The sequence below is a fragment of the Arcticibacter eurypsychrophilus genome (assembly GCF_001730525.1).
GTDB lineage: Bacteria > Bacteroidota > Bacteroidia > Sphingobacteriales > Sphingobacteriaceae > Arcticibacter > Arcticibacter eurypsychrophilus.
In genome coordinates this window covers 1-19,016 of record NZ_MDFN01000049.1, presented here as the reverse complement: position 1 = coordinate 19,016, position 19,016 = coordinate 1, and the positions used below count along the sequence as shown (strand labels likewise).

13 protein-coding genes are annotated in these 19,016 nt (G+C 37.5%); 9 read left to right on the top strand and 4 right to left on the bottom strand.

The window, feature by feature from the left end; genetic code table 11:
* Positions 1-522 precede the first annotated feature (522 nt).
* Both BFL47_RS20405 and BFL47_RS18565 read right to left on the bottom strand, forming a co-directional pair.
* On the bottom strand, positions 523-651 hold the full coding sequence (locus tag BFL47_RS20405; RefSeq protein ID WP_262482897.1) for a hypothetical protein: 129 nt from the start codon (positions 649-651) through the stop codon (positions 523-525).
* A gap of 157 nt (positions 652-808) precedes the next feature.
* The gene (locus BFL47_RS18565; RefSeq protein ID WP_069661296.1) at positions 809-1,438 is read right to left on the bottom strand and encodes a TetR/AcrR family transcriptional regulator; all 630 of its coding nucleotides are present in this window, start codon (positions 1,436-1,438) and stop codon (positions 809-811) included.
* Positions 1,439-1,845: 407 nt separating this feature from the next.
* Between BFL47_RS18565 and BFL47_RS18555 the strand changes: the two genes are divergently transcribed.
* Entirely contained in the window at positions 1,846-2,832 is a 987-nt protein-coding gene (locus BFL47_RS18555; protein ID WP_069661294.1) for a hypothetical protein, read from the top strand.
* Positions 2,833-3,231: 399 nt separating this feature from the next.
* On the opposite strand, the gene BFL47_RS18550 is transcribed toward BFL47_RS18555, so the two are convergent.
* A complete protein-coding gene (locus BFL47_RS18550) occupies positions 3,232-4,770 on the bottom strand; it encodes a T9SS type A sorting domain-containing protein (protein ID WP_069661293.1) in 1,539 nt (512 codons plus the stop codon).
* A 108-nt stretch (positions 4,771-4,878) separates the two neighbouring features.
* Positions 4,879-5,187, bottom strand: coding sequence for a hypothetical protein (locus BFL47_RS18545; protein ID WP_069661292.1), 309 nt, complete (start codon positions 5,185-5,187; stop codon positions 4,879-4,881).
* A gap of 2,386 nt (positions 5,188-7,573) precedes the next feature.
* Here BFL47_RS18545 and BFL47_RS20115 point away from each other — a divergent pair.
* The 8 genes from BFL47_RS20115 to BFL47_RS18515 all read left to right on the top strand — a co-directional run bounded on the left by BFL47_RS20115 (position 7,574) and on the right by BFL47_RS18515 (position 18,863).
* Complete coding sequence (locus BFL47_RS20115; protein ID WP_211480990.1) at positions 7,574-8,287, top strand: hypothetical protein; 714 nt, start codon at positions 7,574-7,576, stop codon at positions 8,285-8,287.
* 98 nt (positions 8,288-8,385) lie between these two features.
* The gene (locus BFL47_RS20110; RefSeq protein WP_211480989.1) at positions 8,386-8,814 is read left to right on the top strand and encodes a Fic family protein; all 429 of its coding nucleotides are present in this window, start codon (positions 8,386-8,388) and stop codon (positions 8,812-8,814) included.
* Positions 8,765-8,953, top strand: coding sequence for a hypothetical protein (locus BFL47_RS20105; protein ID WP_211480988.1), 189 nt, complete (start codon positions 8,765-8,767; stop codon positions 8,951-8,953). Before BFL47_RS20110 ends, BFL47_RS20105 begins: the two co-directional genes overlap by 50 nt.
* A 171-nt stretch (positions 8,954-9,124) precedes the next feature.
* A complete protein-coding gene (locus tag BFL47_RS18535) occupies positions 9,125-9,616 on the top strand; it encodes a DinB family protein (protein ID WP_069661291.1) in 492 nt (163 codons plus the stop codon).
* Positions 9,617-9,840: 224 nt separating this feature from the next.
* The gene (locus BFL47_RS18530; RefSeq protein ID WP_069661290.1) at positions 9,841-10,956 is read left to right on the top strand and encodes an alpha/beta hydrolase-fold protein; all 1,116 of its coding nucleotides are present in this window, start codon (positions 9,841-9,843) and stop codon (positions 10,954-10,956) included.
* A 535-nt stretch (positions 10,957-11,491) separates the two neighbouring features.
* A complete protein-coding gene (locus BFL47_RS18525; RefSeq protein WP_245681410.1) occupies positions 11,492-13,327 on the top strand; it encodes a sialate O-acetylesterase in 1,836 nt (611 codons plus the stop codon).
* Between the two features lie 476 nt (positions 13,328-13,803).
* Positions 13,804-16,896, top strand: a complete 3,093-nt coding sequence (locus BFL47_RS18520; RefSeq protein WP_069661288.1) for a SusC/RagA family TonB-linked outer membrane protein — start codon at positions 13,804-13,806, stop codon at positions 16,894-16,896.
* Between the two features lie 11 nt (positions 16,897-16,907).
* Positions 16,908-18,863 carry a RagB/SusD family nutrient uptake outer membrane protein gene (locus BFL47_RS18515; protein ID WP_069661287.1) on the top strand — a complete coding sequence of 652 codons (1,956 nt, stop codon included), beginning with the start codon at positions 16,908-16,910 and terminating at the stop codon, positions 18,861-18,863.
* Positions 18,864-19,016 lie beyond the last annotated feature (153 nt).

The window sequence follows — 19,016 nt, the reverse complement described above, 5'->3', positions numbered from 1 at the left end:
AATTTCTGTGCAGTTGTATTTACTGATTACAGCTTATACAATTAAACGGATAAACAGATGTTGGCATATACATATAAATGATGCAAGGTTTATTCTGATATTTGGCTATAATATATTCCAGTAAACGGATAGTTGTTGATCTGTTGCATTAGATATATAGATGATCCATTTCCAATTTATCCAATTGGAGTTATAAGGGAATAGTACAGTAAAGGTAATCGTGTTAAAGAGGTTATCCCATATATCTACTCAAATAGTTCTAATCCTGATTTTTGTGAATATTGTTTTTAGTATTTTTAATCATTTTATTATTTCATAAAGGAAATCCATTTTGTTTTATTATCTGCAAGTTGTGCTTTTGTACGTACAATCTGCTCCGCCTGATTGACATACAAAAAATAACTTTGCCTCAGCCTTGCCTAACCTTGATGGGAAAAGGCAAGACTAAGGAAGAAAAAGGTCGCAACTCCCTTTTACCAATGAGGATGATTTTAGAGAGGAAAAGTGAAATGAGAGTAATTATTATTTAATTGTTAATGCACTAAGCAGATCCTTGAGCTGATGAAACGCGGTGTCTTTCTCCAATGGATTGATCTTATTAAATGTACTTACAGACATAGATTCATTCAATATCTTTATTTTTTGAAGCATAGGAATCACATATTTTAAGAAGTGATTAAAATATAAGAACGAGAAAACTAAGGGAAGATTAATTCACATTTCTAACTTTGTTGCCAACTGCACCCAATTTATTAAAAATTGAATTTTGGACATTCTAAATTTACAACTGCATATCTGATAGTTGGCCTCAATCATTATAAGTTTTTTCTAAAATTAAACTAATAGCTTTTTTTATTCTATCCATGCCTTCCTGAGTATTCAGATCAATCTCACAAAAAAGAGAATCGGTTGATTTTGCATGAAGTACCAAATAGTAGATGCCAGCAACAAGAAGGGCTGACACAGCTCTTAGGTCAACGCCCCGGGCTTTCAGTTCTACATCAGATAAGGCGAAGAAATTCTTACTAAGCAATTCCCTTTCTTCGCAAACCTCCTTCATGATTTGTGTACTTTGACTGATTTGCCATAAGACTATCTTTTGCATTTCCTCATTATCGCAAAAATAGTCTAATTGGTTGTGAAGCAAAGATTCAATTATGGGTCTAGTGTTTTCACCTATATTGACCTTAATCATATCCACAGCATCTCCAGCAGCAGCTATCCAGTAATCTTTACTGCGCACATATGTGTCGATGAGATTGTCAATAGTGCCGAAATATAGTGTAATCAACCGTCTGTTTAAATCGGCAGCACCAGCAATATTGGTCGCCGTTAGTCCTGTATACCCTTTTGTTTTAATGATTGTTCCAACAGCTTCGATGAGCTTTTGCATTGAGCGGTCCTTATTGTTTATTACTCCCTGATATTTCTTTCTCATCTAACTATCGTTTTTTTCAGTAAAATATAAAAATAGGATAAAGCTGACAGTATTAAAATTCCCATACACGAGAATTTTGTATAACTTAGTGCTACTTTCATTAACAAAGTATCGTTTTTAAGAAATACTATTAAGGTGAAGCCAATATTTAAAATATACAAGTGATGAAAAAGAGACCATTTAAGAACATTTTGCCTTTAGCTTTTTCAATATTATTTTTAATTGGATCCTGCAGCAAAGAAAAGTTTTCAATCAACGGAACTTTATACTTTTATCAAGAGTAGTTTTTTTAATCTAAATGAAGGTAAACTTGAATTTCCGAATCTTGTAGCTTTCCTTACTATAATTACGTACATCTATTCATTGGCCAATATCACATTTATAATCTTCAATTTAAATTACATCTTATGAATCAGTGCAGAACTTATACCACTTTCACATTAACCCTAAGAAAGGCCTTTACCTTATTGATTCTTATCGGGCTGTTAGCCAGTTGTGAAAAGGATGACCCTACGGAAAGAAACGGCCCCTTAGCGGGTGGATACTCCATTTTGGTCAATAACGGGAATGTCCTTGTCAGCGGTTTTAGGTCAGAAAAAGGCCAGGTTATTACGAAATATTGGATCAATGGCAAAAGTGCCGAGCAGTCCAGATTTATTGAACTTGTAGGAAATCAATTGGCTTACCGACAAGCTGTGGACGAGAAATTCAGAACCGTTTATACGTATAAAGACCGGGACGGAGAGATTCAAAGCTACCGCTTCGATCAGGGTAGTGGTGCAGAAGAAGGCCGGATATTTTACTATAAGAACAATTCCGTGGTGCGAATGGATAACGACAGCATTGGAAACCTAACATCCGTTACTTTTAATGATGACAAGCCTACTTTTGCCGGTTCTTTGGGAGAGAAGTCAGGCAATATATCGGGAGGCATGTCGTATTATCCTAAAACGGCTTTTATATGGGATGGTCATTCTCCTTTGATCAAATTGCTGCTTCCGGTACAAAGCACTTCTTTCTGGGGGGTCAGCACGATTTATTCAAATAGTCCCAATGAAATTTATGTTGGGGGGCTTTGCGGTGTTCCTATGTATTGGAAAAACACCGATCCCGTTGTACTGGATAAACGTTATGGCGAAATTTGGCAAATCACTAAATCAGGTTCGGATACTTATGCAGTGGGATTAATTAATAAATACAATTCCAATAGCACGGGGCATACGGCATGTTTTTGGAAGAATGGAGCACTTAACGAACTTGAAGACAATGCTCAGGCTTATGGGATATTTCTTGATGGAGATGATATTTATGTGACCGGCGCAGTTGGAAATGTTCCTGCCAGCTACAGGTCTTGCTATTGGAAAAATGGGGTAAGAATTGACCTGCCGATGTAAAGAAGCCAGGTAGGCATTAGATTATTTATCAAACAGGAGTTCATTAAGATCTACCCGAAAACGAGGAGAAATATTATAGAAGCACTCATTTATAATACGATGTAAGGAATAGGCTTTTCATGATTTCGTTTTGGCCAAATTCATGAATTCGTTTTAACCGTTACAATTGTTGTTGCTCCCGTAAAATTAAGTTTTTCACTATTCGCATATGCTGGGTTTCTAGTTTAAATTTGTTTACTACGTTTGAATGTTCACTAAAAGTAAACAACTAAATATAGTAAACAATATGGAGGTGTTAGGGATTTGGAAACTGGCAATGAAAACGTTACCCGACGTGTTAATAAAGTATTGCTAAAACCCCAATGGTGGGGTTTAGCAATATCAAGCAGGTACTTATATCTAGTGTTGAATCAGAATTTTTTCTTTAACGGTTCGGTCTTTTTCGATAATTTCTAAAGAATATATGCCGTTTGGAATATTCTTAATATTAAGTATTAAATTACCTTTTCCGTTGCTTTTTTGTTTTAATACCGTACCTCCCTTTTCATTAAATAATGAGATTCTAAACTCTTTAATTTTTGTACTTCTTGATTCAGATGTATCCTCAGTTGCCGATATTGTCATTTCTTCATTGGTCGGATTTGATGTAAGGACGTATCGGCTATATGTAGATACTGTAACATATTTAGTTTGATTATTGAACCACACATCACCACAAGCGGTCGTGACTCTAACCCGGATCGTATAGCTTCCAGCTGATCGAAAGATTACACCGAGATTAGGACCACTTTGTGGGTAAACGGTTGGAGGTAGGGAGGCGCCAGAAGAATATACATCAAAATAATATGCTGTAGCTCCGGGGTAACTATCTAACCAATATTGTGTATAGTAACCAATTGAAGGATTGGACATCCCATTAATCATATATTGTCCAGATGGAGGAACAGGAGTGCCCACAGTAATTGTTTTGGGATTAGTATTAGCCGTGCATCCGCTAGTGGTTACCGATGCTGTCAAGGTGATGGTGCCCCAAATATAGTTATATGAAAGGGTTGCAATATTTCCGGAAGTTGAAATATTCACTGCTCCTGTAGGGCTTACAGTCCAGGTAACTGTTGAACCAGCTGGTAAATCCGGTACACTATAAGTTGCTGATGTACGCATTGTCGACGGCCCTACTACTTTCACAAGCACATTTTGAAGGACAGTCGATGCATCAATCGTATTATGCATTCGTGTAATCTGACCCGTTGTAAAATGGTTCATACAAGATGGCAGAGTATATGATAAGATGTTTCTTGTGTCAGGAGTAAAGCCACCGCCTCCAGTATAAGTGCAATCGAATGATACAACTCCAGAGAGACAAGGATCAGCAGGGGTGTCGCACACCAAATCGCCACAGGTAGAGCAATTAGATTCATCAATATTCTCTGCACAATGTACAAAGTCGTCACATCCTCTCCCGGAGTGTGTGTGGTATAATCCAAAACAATGACCGACTTCATGCGAAACCACAGAAGTTGTCATTAAATTTCCATCAAGAACTAATGCGTTTCCTGGTATTCCGCTTGCTCTACCTCCGTTGAAGGAGTTATAGGGTACAAAATAGATATTTATTGCGTCTGGTTGATTATTTACAGTAACTAGTTGTTCGAATTTAGTAGTGGTTATATTAGAGCAGTAATAATCATCGTTGATGTATGATCTTCCTTTCTCAATAATACATATTTGAGCAACACTAAAATCATTTTTCAGAACATTTAATGCGGTATTAACATCAGCAGTGGTGACTCCTCCTGTTCCAGATGTAGTACGAATCACATGAAAATAGACCCTTAAGATCTTGGGTGAAACTGCAAGGGTCTTAAGCCCTCCGAGCTTTAATTTGTCTGTTAGGAAATCAATTGGCGGTTCTCCAGTTTCACACTTCCAAGTCATTGGTACCTGTGAATAGGATTCTTTAAAAAAAAGGCATAGTAATGCCACTAAAAAAAATACACTTTTTTCATGATTTAGAAAGATTTAGATGAGCGATAAATTGAGGGCCTATTTGGCTTTTATTGTTTTGATTCTTATCTTATCGTAATTGGGGCCTGAAGAGAATGGACAGCTGTATTTTTCTCCGGTTAGTTCGTACTCAATGATAACCGCTTGGAGATCATTTTGATACTTGTCATCCAGAATAATTGGTTTATAAGTTACGTCACCGACTGTAATAACCCATCCACAACCATCAGTTGCTGGGGAACCCAAGTCTTTGACGATGGCCTCTGTTTTAATAACATCGGAGTTTCCTTTTTTACAACCATTACTCATCAGAAAAAATGCAGCTAAGATCAACGTTATTGCTTTCATATATAGTTAGTTTAATACATATACGAGGTTCAGTTTCCTAAGGCTACAATAGAAGGAAAATAAGTTAAAAGATTGTTAATATACTTTTACCTTATTGGAGAATATATAGATAAATAGATTATAAACATTCTATTTTGGATAAAAAGTTATCAGGTTTATGATTCAAATATACACATTTCAATACAAATATTTCGTTGTTGTAAAATAATGTGAAGATTTGTGAATTTCACAGATTAAAAGCGATTTTGAAATGTATTTTATTCCTAACGGAAAAAAAAATTACCATTTATCCAGATATCAGGGTTCGAAATTAACACTATTTAGAATCCTCGATCAGCAGGGGCTAGGTCAACGGTACTTTTAATTCATCCTGATTTTTTTCTAAAATATTTTTAAGTAGGGTTCAGTATCACCTAGTTGCACATCCAGTTCTTTTTCCAGCAGCGTCTCCCCAGTCCTCTTGTTATAGAAGGTATATTTGCCCATACCAGCCAGCACGGTACCTGTATAGAGGAGTTTGAAATTGTGATTGCAGCACAAAGCTAATCCTCGTATGTTAAGAACATATTAAGAATATTTTATATCCTAAAGCTTGTTTCTGTTTAGTTATTGTATCATTTATCCAATAATGAAATTTGTTGCTAGAAAAGTAAATAAACGGTAACTATCAATTTGCCCTGCGCTGGTTTGTTGATAACGTAGGTAAACCAAGAATGGACATTCTGTTTTCATCTTTACTTGATCAATCAAATACTGATGTTCAATTACCAAAAATAACATCAAACCGACACGTCATGTAAAAAAGGGCACAAAACATTTGCATATAAATAGAAAAAGTCGTAAAATCACTTAATAGAAGCAATCAGAGCGGTTTTTGTGCCGTTACTGACAAGGCGAGAGAAAGACTGAAAATCCTTGTGTCCCTGGTTCGAATCTGGGTGGTACCATAAAACAAAAAGGTCTTTTTCGCTTAGAAAAAGGCCTTTTTGTTTTATAGTCATTTAATAATTGGGGCCAGCTCTAGTCTGCTTTATTATAACAATGTTTTAATTTAGGATTTCATCAAGCTTAGCCTGAATTTTCTTTAGATTTTTATCCTCATCAGCCATAAAAAACTTCTCAATTATCTTAACCTGGTTTTTAAAGTCAAGCTCTTTAAATCTTTTTAATAAATCAAATCTGTCGTGAGCTGTGTTAGCTTCTTTTATATTTTCCCTTGTTTTTCTGTTCTATGAAATTCCTACAATCTTCATTAAATCTGGAAGATATAGTGAATTGTCGCTAGTTAGTTAAAACAAGTAAAAGTTGACTTCATTGAGAAGATTTTGGAAGAATGAGCCTAACAATCGCTCCCTATGAAGCCACATCTTACATTTGACCAACAGAAAGATTTTAATCCTTGTTGCTATTGCTGGGATGAGGGCAAGGGTTTAAATTGGAAGCAGCTTAGAAATAAGTGTTGAGTCAGGAGCGAATAGAGTCGTCTATTACGTAGGTACCGGGTTTGATAGGAATGAAGAAGTAACCCATGTTTGGTTTGGCACATAACGGAATTATTGTATCGGGATTATAGAGATGGACAGGAATGTTCGGCTTGATACAAAACTGAATAACGCTCTGCATGCCATCGACCGATTGGTAGCGTCCTTGTTAAAAAAGGGTATGCAGAGTTTGTATGTTGATAGCAAATAAGGCGAACCTTAATCAACTACAAAGGAACTAATTTTATGGTCAATGTAGTTTCCGCAGGGTTCAAAATCAAGATCAAGCGTTAAAGTATTCAAGGGAAATAAAGGGAAGGCAATAACGATTATGTTAAAGACCAGAATGAGGCAAATCGAGAGCGTTTACTAAATCTGATCCTAAAGCATTTACTGGAATTATTTTATTGGCAAGAATCACTAAAACAGTAGACTCTTTCAGATTGACAAGTATCGCGGATGAACAACCTGCTGTTGCACCTGTATGAGAAATTACATTATCCTCGGTGTTTGAAAGATACTGCCAAGCTAAGCCTACTTTTATCTTTGTACTCTCCTTGCTTTATACAGCCCTGGATACAGCATAATAAAAACAGGAAGTATAGCATTGCTACCTGTCGACAGCCGAACCTAAGAATACATAAGGAAGAAATGTATTTTGTATTAAAAACATTTATTTTGTCGTTCATGCATTCAAATTTATCCTAAGATATGAAGATGTTTTTTTAAGATCTGAAAGAAGTAAATTAAGACAGCATTTGCTTACTATACCACAGCAACGTTTTCTAAGATTGTTCCGACAGCATTTGCTAACTTTACCACAAGAGCGTTTGCTAAATTAAGCACATTTAAATGGCGATACCGAAGGAAAAGTTTGTAGAAGCATTAAGTTAAGGTTGCTGAAGATGATCCAGGACACTGATATTGGCGCAATACATACAAAAGAACTTTCCAATAGGATGTTTAGGGAGGTACTTTTAAAAAATGGGTTTATTAAGGAGGTAACAAAGGGTTGGTTCATCGCAGCGAACCCTTCAGAAAAGGAGGGGGAGACCACATCTTGGTATAGTGCTTATTGGGAATTTTGCTCTAAGTTCCTGGAATATAAATATGGTACTGATTGGTGCATTTCTGCAGATCATTCTTTAGCTATCCATGCTGGAAATTGGTCTGTGCCTCAGCAGTTGATTGTTCGGTCTTCTTATGGCAACAACAGGCCAATATCATTCCTGCACAACACATCATTGTTTAACCGGAAAGCAGATCTACCATCAAGTGACCAAATAATTATTGAAAAAGGTATACGAATGTATAATCTTCAAAGTTCCTTGGTTTATTGTAGTACGGCAGTTTTTGATAAAAGTAGTTTAGATGCAAGGACTGCCTTATCTTTGATTAGAGACGCTTCAGAAATATTGCCAATTTTATTGGAAAATGGGCATAGCACAATTGAGGGAAGGCTTGTTGGTGCTTTCAGGAATATTCAGCGTGATAGGATTGCAGATCAGCTACTGGATACGATGAGGCAGGTCGGTTATGACATTCGCGAAGATGATCCTTTTAAGAATAAATTGGATGTTAATCTTTCGCTCCGTGAACGTTCTCCTTTTGTAAGATGAAATTTATGTTACAGATGCTTATCACTCTTTATCTATTGAAAGGTATAAAGTAACCCCCGAATTAATTGAGCGTGTAAGTAGTGGTCAATGGGATAATAGTGAAAAAGAGGAAGACTGGAAGCAAAAGGATGCAATGGGTGGCAAGGGGTTATTATCAGGCTTTTCAGGCAGTAAAAGAGACCATTAGCCGCATACTTGATGGAGCTAATCCTGGCATTCAAAGCGATATAGATCATCAGCGATGGTATCTTCAGCTGTTCGATCCAAGTGTAACCGCTGGTATTTTAAAACCCTCAGATCTTGCTGGATACCGCAACCATCAGGTATATATCGGTAATTCTAAACACGTTCCTTTAAGTGTAGATGCAATGTTCGATACGATGCCTGTGCTGTTTGAGTTACTTGAAAATGAACCTGAACCATCAGTAAGGGCTGTTCTTGGTCATTTTGTTTTTGTGTTTATACACCCTTACATGGATGGAAATGGGAGAATGGGGAGGTTATCCATGGACAGTAATTCCTGTTGAAAACAGAGAGGAGTATATGAAATCCTTGGAAAAGGCGAGCGTTGATCAGGATATAAGTGCCTTTTCAAATTTCATTGCCCATTTGGTAAATGAAGGGTTAAAAGGGAAACCAGTAGCTGCTCTGCCAGCTAGGTTGTAGCTAAATGAAGTTGATGTGATTTGGTTATTTCGCTGCATTCTTCTACATTAGTATTGCCTTGAATTGAGGTATGGCTTAATGCCACACTAGTAACAAGCCTTCCCTTTACCTGCAAGTGTATTGGATACCTTATAAGTTTTATAAAACAATGCGAATTTAAATTATTATAGAATGGAGTACAAAGTGCAGGACGGCTTTCCATACTACATAGAACTGTTGGGAACCGCAGATTACAGCCAGTTGTTTACCTCTCAAGATAACTTTGCTTTACTTGAAACAATCAGCGAAGAACAGGCTAAATACCGATATGCAGCAGGCAAGTGGAATATTAAACAAATAATTGGGCATATAACAGACCACGAACGAATAATGACTTATCGGGCATTGCGATTTAGCCGAAAAGACACGACCCAATTGTCTGGTTACGACCAGAACTTATTTGTTGATAACAGCCGCTTTGATGAATTAAGCTTAAAACAATTAATAACGGACTTTAAAAATGTTAGGGCGGCCACGAACAGTTTTATCGGTTCTTTATCTGAATTGCAGCTTAATTTAATAGGTTATGCATGGAAATACGAATTAACGGTTAAAGAGTTTCTAAAGGCCACTGTTGGGCACGAAGTACATCACTTTAAGATAATTAAAGAACTTTATTTATAAAGCTTACAATATTAAAATGTTTAATAATTTCTTTATTGAACATTTTTGATGCAAAATTGTCAAATTGTTCCATCCACTAAAGTGGCAACATCCTAACTTTATTTATTAAACCAATGCAGCGCTGTTGTAAATTATAAACTCAATACCCGAGGTAAACGCCTCAGTTAATACTATAATCTGTAAACAGGATTCTAAATCTTCTGAACTTAACCTTTATAACCAATATGAAAAAATATTCAATTTTAATGATGTTTTTGATGTCACACGGAATAATGTGTTTTTCGCAGGGCACTGGTGGATTGAAAGAAGATTTTAAATCTTCCGTTCTGAACCAGCCGGGACAGGAATATCCTCAGGTGAATTCACAGGGTTATGCCCGCTTCCGAATTCAGGCACCCAAAGCTGATAGCGTAAAAGTGAGTTTGGGACTTGGTGGTAGAGGAGGAACAATTTTAACTAAGGGTGCAGACGGGTTTTGGGCAGGAACTACAGAAGGCCCGATGGATGAAGGTTTTCATTATTATAATATCACTATTGACGGTGGAAAATTTAACGATCCAGGCGCTTTAAATTTTTTCGGATCAACGCGTTGGGAGAGTGGTATTGAAATTCCAGCTTCAGATCAGGACTTCTATGCGTTAAAAAATGTTCCTCATGGCAATGTGCAGCTCATACTTTTTCCATCTGCCAGCACCAAGGCTTCGCGTAGAGCTTTTGTTTACACTCCTCCTGGCTATAGCACTCAATTAAGTAAGCGCTATCCGGTGCTTTACTTGCAGCATGGCTGGGGAGAGGATGAAACAGCATGGATGAATCAGGGCCGGGCTAATTTAATAATGGACAACCTAATTGCTGAAGGTAAAATTAAGCCTTTCATTATAGTAAATACTTATGGTATGACTAATGAGATAAAATGGGGAGGAATGAAGGATTTTAGTATCATTCCATTTCAGACGGTTTTGATAGACGAATTAATTCCATACGTGGATGCTAATTTCCGTACTATAGCAAACCAGTCACAAAGGGCTATGGCAGGTCTGTCTATGGGTGGCATGGAAACACGTACCATTACACTTAATAAGCCGGATGTTTTTGCTTATTTCGGACTGCTTAGCGGTGGTCTTTACGCGCCTGCAGATATTAAGGATAAAAGCAAAGTAAAACTTATTTTTTTGAGTTGTGGCAGCAAGGAGAGTCCAGACCGGATAAAGGAAGCCACCGGAAACTTAAAGAATGCCGGATTTAATGCTGTATCGTTCATTTCTCCAAATACTGGACATGAGTTTCAGACATGGCGACGCAGCCTTTATGTACTTGCTCCCATGCTTTTTAAAGATTAATTTGAAAAGATTTTTAGAGATCAATTGCAAAAGAGTGGATCCTCATAACTCATAAATTAGGTTTTTAATTTAATACTATCTAATGAAATATAAGTCGCTATTCGTCTTTTTAAGCAGTTTTTTTTCGGGTTCCATTTGTACAGGATGCGGGTTTCCATTACTACCAGCTTTCAATCGATTAAAGCGGCGCTTGCAAATCCGGTTAAAAGTCTGAGAAGTGAAATAATGATGTGTTTAAAAATTTCTTTCTTTTAATTTAATTAACGAATATTGACATTTGCTAAATCTAAATAGTATAAAACTGTCCAATTAGACGCTGATAAAAATTCAACCGGTAACTTATGAATAACCTTTGTTGTTTTATAACCAGTCTTCTTATTGTAATTTATTACAGATAGAGTACGTAGATTTAATGTAGAACCAGTTTTAGATTATGAACCGACTTAAGCCATTATTAAATTTAATTTTAATTTATTTTTTAATTGTAAACAGCTGCCCGGCTCAAATAAGACTTCCTCAGCTTATTCGAGATAGTATGGTGTTACAACGTAATTCTCCATTAGTGATTTGGGGCTGGGCTTCTCCTGGAGAAAAGATTAAAATAAACTTTCAGGATAAAAATATTAATATTGTAACCTCTCAGGATGGCAATTGGCGGGTAAAACTCCCTGTAATGAAAGCGGGAGGGCCCTATGAAATGCGCCTCCAAGGAAATAATACTATCGTTTTAAAAGATATTTTAATTGGTGATGTATGGCTATGTTCGGGGCAATCAAATATGGTTCACCAGATGGGAATTCATAATGTTACTTATGCTGATGATATCGAAAAAGCAAATTATCCTGAAATACGACAGTTTTGGGTGTCTACTGCTACTAGTTTAAACGGACCGAAAGACAAGCTTGTCGGAGGCTCCTGGAAATGGGCTAATCCTACGGATGTTAAAGATTTTTCTGCAGTCGCTTATTTCTTTGCCAGAGCTATTTATACCAAACATCATGTTCCAATTGGGATTATTAATTCGAGTGTTGGTGGAACTCCAATAGAAGCATGGATGAGTGAAGATGGGCTTAAGAACTTTGAATCTGTTGTATCTGTGATCAACAGGAATAAAGATACCGCTTATGTGCAAAGCATGAACAGGCCGCAAGTGGCAACACCCGCAAGACAAGAAGCTGATAGAGGCTTAGATGGTCCTATAAAATGGTTCGACCCTGCATATTCGCCAAAGAATTGGCATAACATCAATATACCTGGTTATTGGGAAGATCAGGGAATTCGCGACCTTAACGGAGTTGTTTGGTATCGAAAAGAAGTTAATCTTCCTGCTTCAAGCGCAGGAAAAGAAGCTAAGCTTTTTATGGGTAGGATTGTGGATGCTGATATTGCCTATATCAATGGCCGGCAAGTAGGAAGTACGGGCTATATGTACCCCCAAAGAAGATATGCTGTTCCTGCAGAGGTGATTAAAGCAGGGAAAAATACAATTGTGATACGTGTGCAAAACAATTTTGGAAAAGGAGGATTTGTGTCTGATAAACCTTACTTCCTGCAAATAGGAGAGGATAAAATTGATTTGAAAGGAGACTGGCAATATAAGGTTGGTCAGGTATTCCGCCCTTTACAGAGGATGGAAGGTACGGGAGCAATTTCAGAGCAAAATCAGCCCACTGCTTTATATAATGCGATGATAGCACCGTTTAAAAATTATACCATTAAGGGTGTTCTTTGGTATCAGGGAGAGAGCAATGCAGGAAACGCAAAAGAATATAGGAAGTTGCTGCCCGCTTTGATAAGCGATTGGAGAAAACAATTTTCAAATGCAGACCTGCCTTTTTATTTCGTACAGTTACCCAATTATGGAGATGCCAGTTATTTGCCAGTTGAAAGTGGATGGGCAGTTTTACGGGAAGCGTCACTGAAAACACTTAATGTGCCTAATACTGGAATGGCCGTAACAATAGATTTGGGTGAATGGAACGATATTCATCCTGATGATAAGGAAGATGTAGGCGAGCGCCTTGCATTGATTGCCCGACATTATAATTACGGAGAAAAGAATCTTGTCTATAGCGGGCCGTTGTACGAGTCATCGAAAATTCAGGGAAATAAGATCAGCATCAGTTTTACCCATATAGGAAGTGGTTTAATCAGCATTGATGGCGAAGAATTGTCGCAGTTTGCTATTGCTGGTGAGGACAAAAAATTTGTTTGGGCAAAGGCAAAGATTGTTGGTAATCAGGTTGAAGTTTGGTCGGACGAGATACCCGAACCAAAATATGTCCGTTACGCTTGGTCTGATAACCCTGTTGATCCTAATCTTTTTAATGCAGAAAAATTGCCTTCTTCACCATTCAGGACAGATGAGTAAAACTCAAGACATAGCTACTACTCCTGGGTAACAATAATATCATATAATTTTTGTAGTTCCATACAGCAAGAAGTACTGGGTAAAAAAAATCTAATTATTAACAAGAACCGCCGGATTAATATTCGGCGTTTTGTTGTCGTTAAATCTTTTTTGTGTTCGTTTTTTAATGTATTATTTAGAAATAACAATCGGTTGCTTTTTTATAAATAATTATTATATCTTTATGCCATCAAAAGTAATTAGTTCAACCCAATAAAATTAAACCTAATAAATAATAACCAGTGCTGTTCATTTAAAGATGAGGAAACCTGTAGTGTGAATTGTCAATTAAATTTGTTAGATAACTATTTGACTATGAAGTACCTAATTAGAGGACCAGATTCTCAAACCTGACCAATCAGGAAGAAAATTAAATCAATTATAACCATTGAAAGTAAAATTATGAATGCCAATTTTAAACAATTCAACTATTACTCATGAAAAGATTTTTATTAATCCCTTATCGGAAGGAGTTAATCCTTACGTTATTTTCTTTTCTTATTTGCTTATCCTCTTTCGCACAAACAAAAATTATTAGGGGAGTCATAACAGATGAGAAAAATGAACCATTACCAGGAGCAGTTGTTAAGGCGCAATCAGGAAGCGGATCTGCCGGAACTGATGCCAATGGAACATTTTCAGTGACTGTTCCTCAGAATGAACAGGTCTTGGTTGCTTCATATATAGGCTTTACCAGTCAGGAGATTCGTATTAACGGTCGAACCACCATTAATATTAAATTAGTATCAGACAATAAGGTACTAGACGAAGTAGTTGTAGTAGGATATGGTGTACAGCGAGCAGAAGCTGTAACAGGTTCTGTTGCCTCAATTCGTGGGGAAGCACTACGTGATGTACCATCGGCTAATATTTCTCAGGCTTTACAAGGTCGTTTACCAGGAGTAGATCTTTCGCAAACATCCTCTCAACCGGGTGCCGCAATGCAAATCCGTATTCGTGGAACACGTTCGCTTTCTGCAAATAACGACCCTTTAGTAGTTCTTGATGGGATACCGTTTGCTGGACTTATTGGCGATATCAGCCCAAGTGATATTAAGAGCATAGAGATATTAAAGGATGCTTCAGCTACTGCTATTTATGGCTCGCGTGGTGCTAATGGTGTTATTTTAGTAACTACAAACAGAGGCCAATTAGGTCAAAAAGCAACCATTAACTATAGTAATTTTGTTGGCAAAAAAGATGTGTTTGGCAGATACCCTATGATGAATGGTCCAGAACTTATAGCTCTACGTGCTGCAGCGAATCAATTTAAAAATAATCCAATAGATGAATCTGATGATGTAAATACGGATTGGCAAGACTTGCTTTACAGAACAGGTTCTATTATGAGTCATGACCTGGGTGTTTCTGGTGGTTCAGAACAAGGTTCTTATAATTTTAATGCAGGCTACCTGGAAGATAAAGGTGTAATTCCTACTCAACAATACAAACGTTATTCAATTCGAGGTACTGTTGATCAGAATATAGGTGAATATTTTCGCTTAGGTTTCACTACTAATAGTAATTTTAATGTTACTGGTGGCTCTAATATTGGTATGTATGGTGTCTTACAAATGTCTCCATTAGCTAACCCATATAATGCAGATGGCAGTTGGAAAAGAGTCATAAATATGCCGTTAGATCAGTCTTGGTCTTATTCCAAAGATGTAATAAATGATTTGAGCGATACCTGGCTAAACCGGACTGAAGCTTATGGAACATACAATACCTTATATGCTGAGGTTAAAATTCCTGGAGTTGAAGGGTTGAAGTATCGTGCCAACGTTGGATTAAACTATCGCCAAAGTAATAACGGCAGTTTTACAGGGGCAGGAATTACTTCTGCCACTGATGCAAGAACACCTTCAACTGCTTCAATAAGTAATAGGCATATATTAGACTACACCATTGAAAATTTGTTAACTTACGATCGCACATTTGCTGATAAGCATCAAGTAAATTTTGTTGGATTGTATTCTGTATCCCAAAACAGAGAAAATGTTTCACAGGTTGGGGCCCGGAATATTCCCAACGAAGATTTTCAGTTTTATAATTTAGGACAGGCAACGGGTGAAATTACTATAAATCCTGCTAATCAAAATTATACGTTAAGCGGTTTGATGTCATACATGGGACGTATTATGTATTCATACGACAACCGTTATATGTTGTCGGCTACTATGCGCTCTGATGGTTCCTCCAGATTGGCTCCAGGACATAAATGGCATACTTATCCTGCTGTTTCTGTTGGATGGAATATCAGTAAAGAGTCCTTTATGGAAAATATTACAGCGATTAATATGTTAAAATTGCGTGTGGGCTATGGACAGACATCCAACCAATCTATCAACCCATATGCAACACTTGGACGTTTAAACACCCGTCCATATAATTTTGGCACTGCAACAGCTGGCAACTTAACCGGATTTTATGTAGATCAACTGCCTAACCCTAATTTGGGATGGGAATATTCCAGCACATTGAATTATGGGTTAGACTTCGCCTTGCTTAATAATCGACTTACAGGTACTGTCGAATATTACGAAACAAAAACTAAGGATATACTGTTGGGCCTTGGTTTGCCACAGACTTCAGGCGTAGATAGCTACACAGCTAACATAGGAACGACTCAAAATAAAGGTATTGAACTCTCTCTTAATGGTGTGATATTAGATAATGCCAATGGTTGGACATGGGAAGCCGGTGTCAACTTCTATGGCAATCGTAATAAACTGACTAATCTTGCTTCGGGGCAACCGGATGATAAAACTAACTGGTGGTTTGTAGGCAAACCTATTGATGTTATTTACGATTATGAAAAAACAGGTCTTTGGCAGGAAGGTGATCCTTATTTAAATATCCTGGAACCAGGCGGTAATGTAGGTATGATCAAGGTAAAATATACCGGTGGTTATAATGCAGACGGCACCCCTACCAGGGCAGTTGGACCAGATGACCGTCAAGTTATAGATATTCAGCCGAAATTTCAAGGAGGTTTAAATACTCGCGTGGCTTACAAAGGATTTGATTTAACAGTGATTGGTGCCTTTAAGAAAGGCGGCATACTAAACAGTACGCTTTACTCATCTTCAGGCTATCTCAATATGTTGAGTGGTCGTCGCGGAAACGTACGAGTAGATTACTGGACACCAGAAAATACTGATGCTAATTATCCAAAACCAGGTGGTATTGTTAGTAATGACAATCCTAAATATGGAAGTACATTAGGTTATTTCGACGCTTCTTATTTAAAGATTCGTACCATATCTCTTGGTTATAATTTTAATGCTGATTTGCTGAAAAAAGCAGGAATTGGCAGATTGAGAGTTTATGCAACTGCACAAAATCCTTTTGTATTCTTTTCACCTTATAATAAAGAATCAGGTATGGATCCGGAAACAAACTCTTATGGTAATGAAGGAACCGCAACTGCAGTTCCTTATGTTCGGGAATTAAGACGTCTACTGACTTTAGGTACTAACGCACCTGCAACACGCAACTATTTACTTGGAGTTAATTTAACATTCTAATATTGACGATCATGAAACGTATTCATATAAAAACTTTTATTGGAGCAGCTCTGCTCTCGATGTTCTCAGTAGGATGCACTGATATTCTGGATGAACAGCCACGTAGTAATTATGAACCTAGTTATTTCTCATCTGTAAATGGCATTAACGGAGGGATAACCTCATTGTATGCTCATTTACGCTTTATATATGGACAGGGCTACTACTTCAACACCACACTTACAGGTACAGATGAAGTGACTTATGGTAAGGACGCTGATCAGAACTTTAAAGATATGGATCTTTCAGGCGTTGGTCAAATTACCCCTGCCAGCAGTCGTGCTGATGTGTTGTGGAGAGCAGCTTATCCAAACATTAACACCGCTAGTGGAATTTTGGAAAATGCCCTTTTAGTGGGGGGTATTTCAGATGCACTACTTGCTGAAGCCAGGTTTTTTCGGGCGTTTGATTACTTCTTGCTGGTACAAACCTTTGGAGGGGTGCCCCTGGATTTGGGTGCTGGTGAATTGAAATTTAATACAAATCCTACACGAACTTCTGTGCGTAATACAGTACCTGAAGTGTATACTAAAGCTATATTTCCAGATCTGTTGCAAGCGGTTATTGATTTGCCTGAACAAGGAAGAGTTGTAGGGGGTGTTACAAAAACAGTTGCCCGGCTTCAATTGGCAAAAGCTTATTTAACGTATGGATGGTGGCTTGAAAACCCAAGAAACATTCCTACTTATCCTGAAACCGCAAGGACTGATCCTGATGGACATAATGCCCAGTGGTATTTTCAACAAGCATACGATGTAGCAATTGCAGGTATTAACAATCCTGGAAAGTTTATTTTGATGCCTACTTATTATGATGTAAATGTAGCGGTTAATGATCGCAATGCTGAGATCCTTCTTTATGCTGATCACACAGAGACAAGCGAATTTTACAACGGAGCCAGTCTTACTTGGTCGAATGGAACCGCTCCAGACAATTTTGCAGGTTGGTTTATGACTTGGAACTATACAGACCTTAGAAGTGGAAAATTACCTGATGGGACTGATCAAATAAGTTCTATTCAACGTGAAGCATCACAACCTCTGGGACGTCCCTGGACCCGTATGAGCCCTACTATTGGTGCAATTGTAAATACCTTTGCTGACAAAACTAATGATTCCCGTTACGATGGTACTTTTACAACAGTCTATCGTGGCAATTGGTCAAAAGCGGCTGGTACTGCTGCTATTCCATTAGTTTATAATGCTAATAATTTGCAGGTTCTTTCTGGTCAACCTATATTGACTTTTTTAAACGAAGAACCGGCAACAGCTATCAATTATTCAAATACAACTTATAAAAGTAATATTGGTGCAGGTGTATTACCAGGAAGAGCTGATTATGTAATATCTCCAAGTGGCGTAAGCAGAATCGTTTTTCCAGGGCTTTGGAAGCTTGGTCCTTACCGTACTGACAGCGGTACAGGATTAGGACAACCCAATGCAGCAAGTACCCGTCCCTTCAACATTGCAAAGTTCTCTGAATTATACTTTGTAGCTGCAGAGGCAGCAGTGAAAGGTGCAACTGTACAAGCTGGCAAAAGTGCCAGAGATTTGATTAATGTTATTCGTGCTCGTGCCGGAAAATGGCGTTGGGATAACAATGGAAATGTGGCTAAAATGGTTGACAATAGTGCTGCTATGGTAGCTGCTACACCTGCAACTGTAGACCTTGACTATGTTTTAGCGGAACGTTCACGTGAATATTATGGCGAAGGTTATCGCTGGTATGACTTGATACGTACTCAAAAATGGAACGATATTGCAGGTTCTTATAGGATTTGCGGTCCTGCAAAAGGAGACCATACCCCAATAACCTTTACTCGCACAATATTACCGTATCATTATCTGCGACCAATTCCACAAGTTCAGCTAGACGCTATGGATGGGACAGCAGAAGAAAAAGCTGCATATCAAAATCCAGGTTATTAATTTAATTTATTAATACTGCTTTTTAGAAATGGCCGCCCATAACATGGGTGGCCATTTCTATTACTATGATATGATCAGTACTTAATTAACTTGTTGGATGTTTGATAATAAGTCTATATTTATAGATACTGTTGTCCGGTAAAAGAAAAAAGG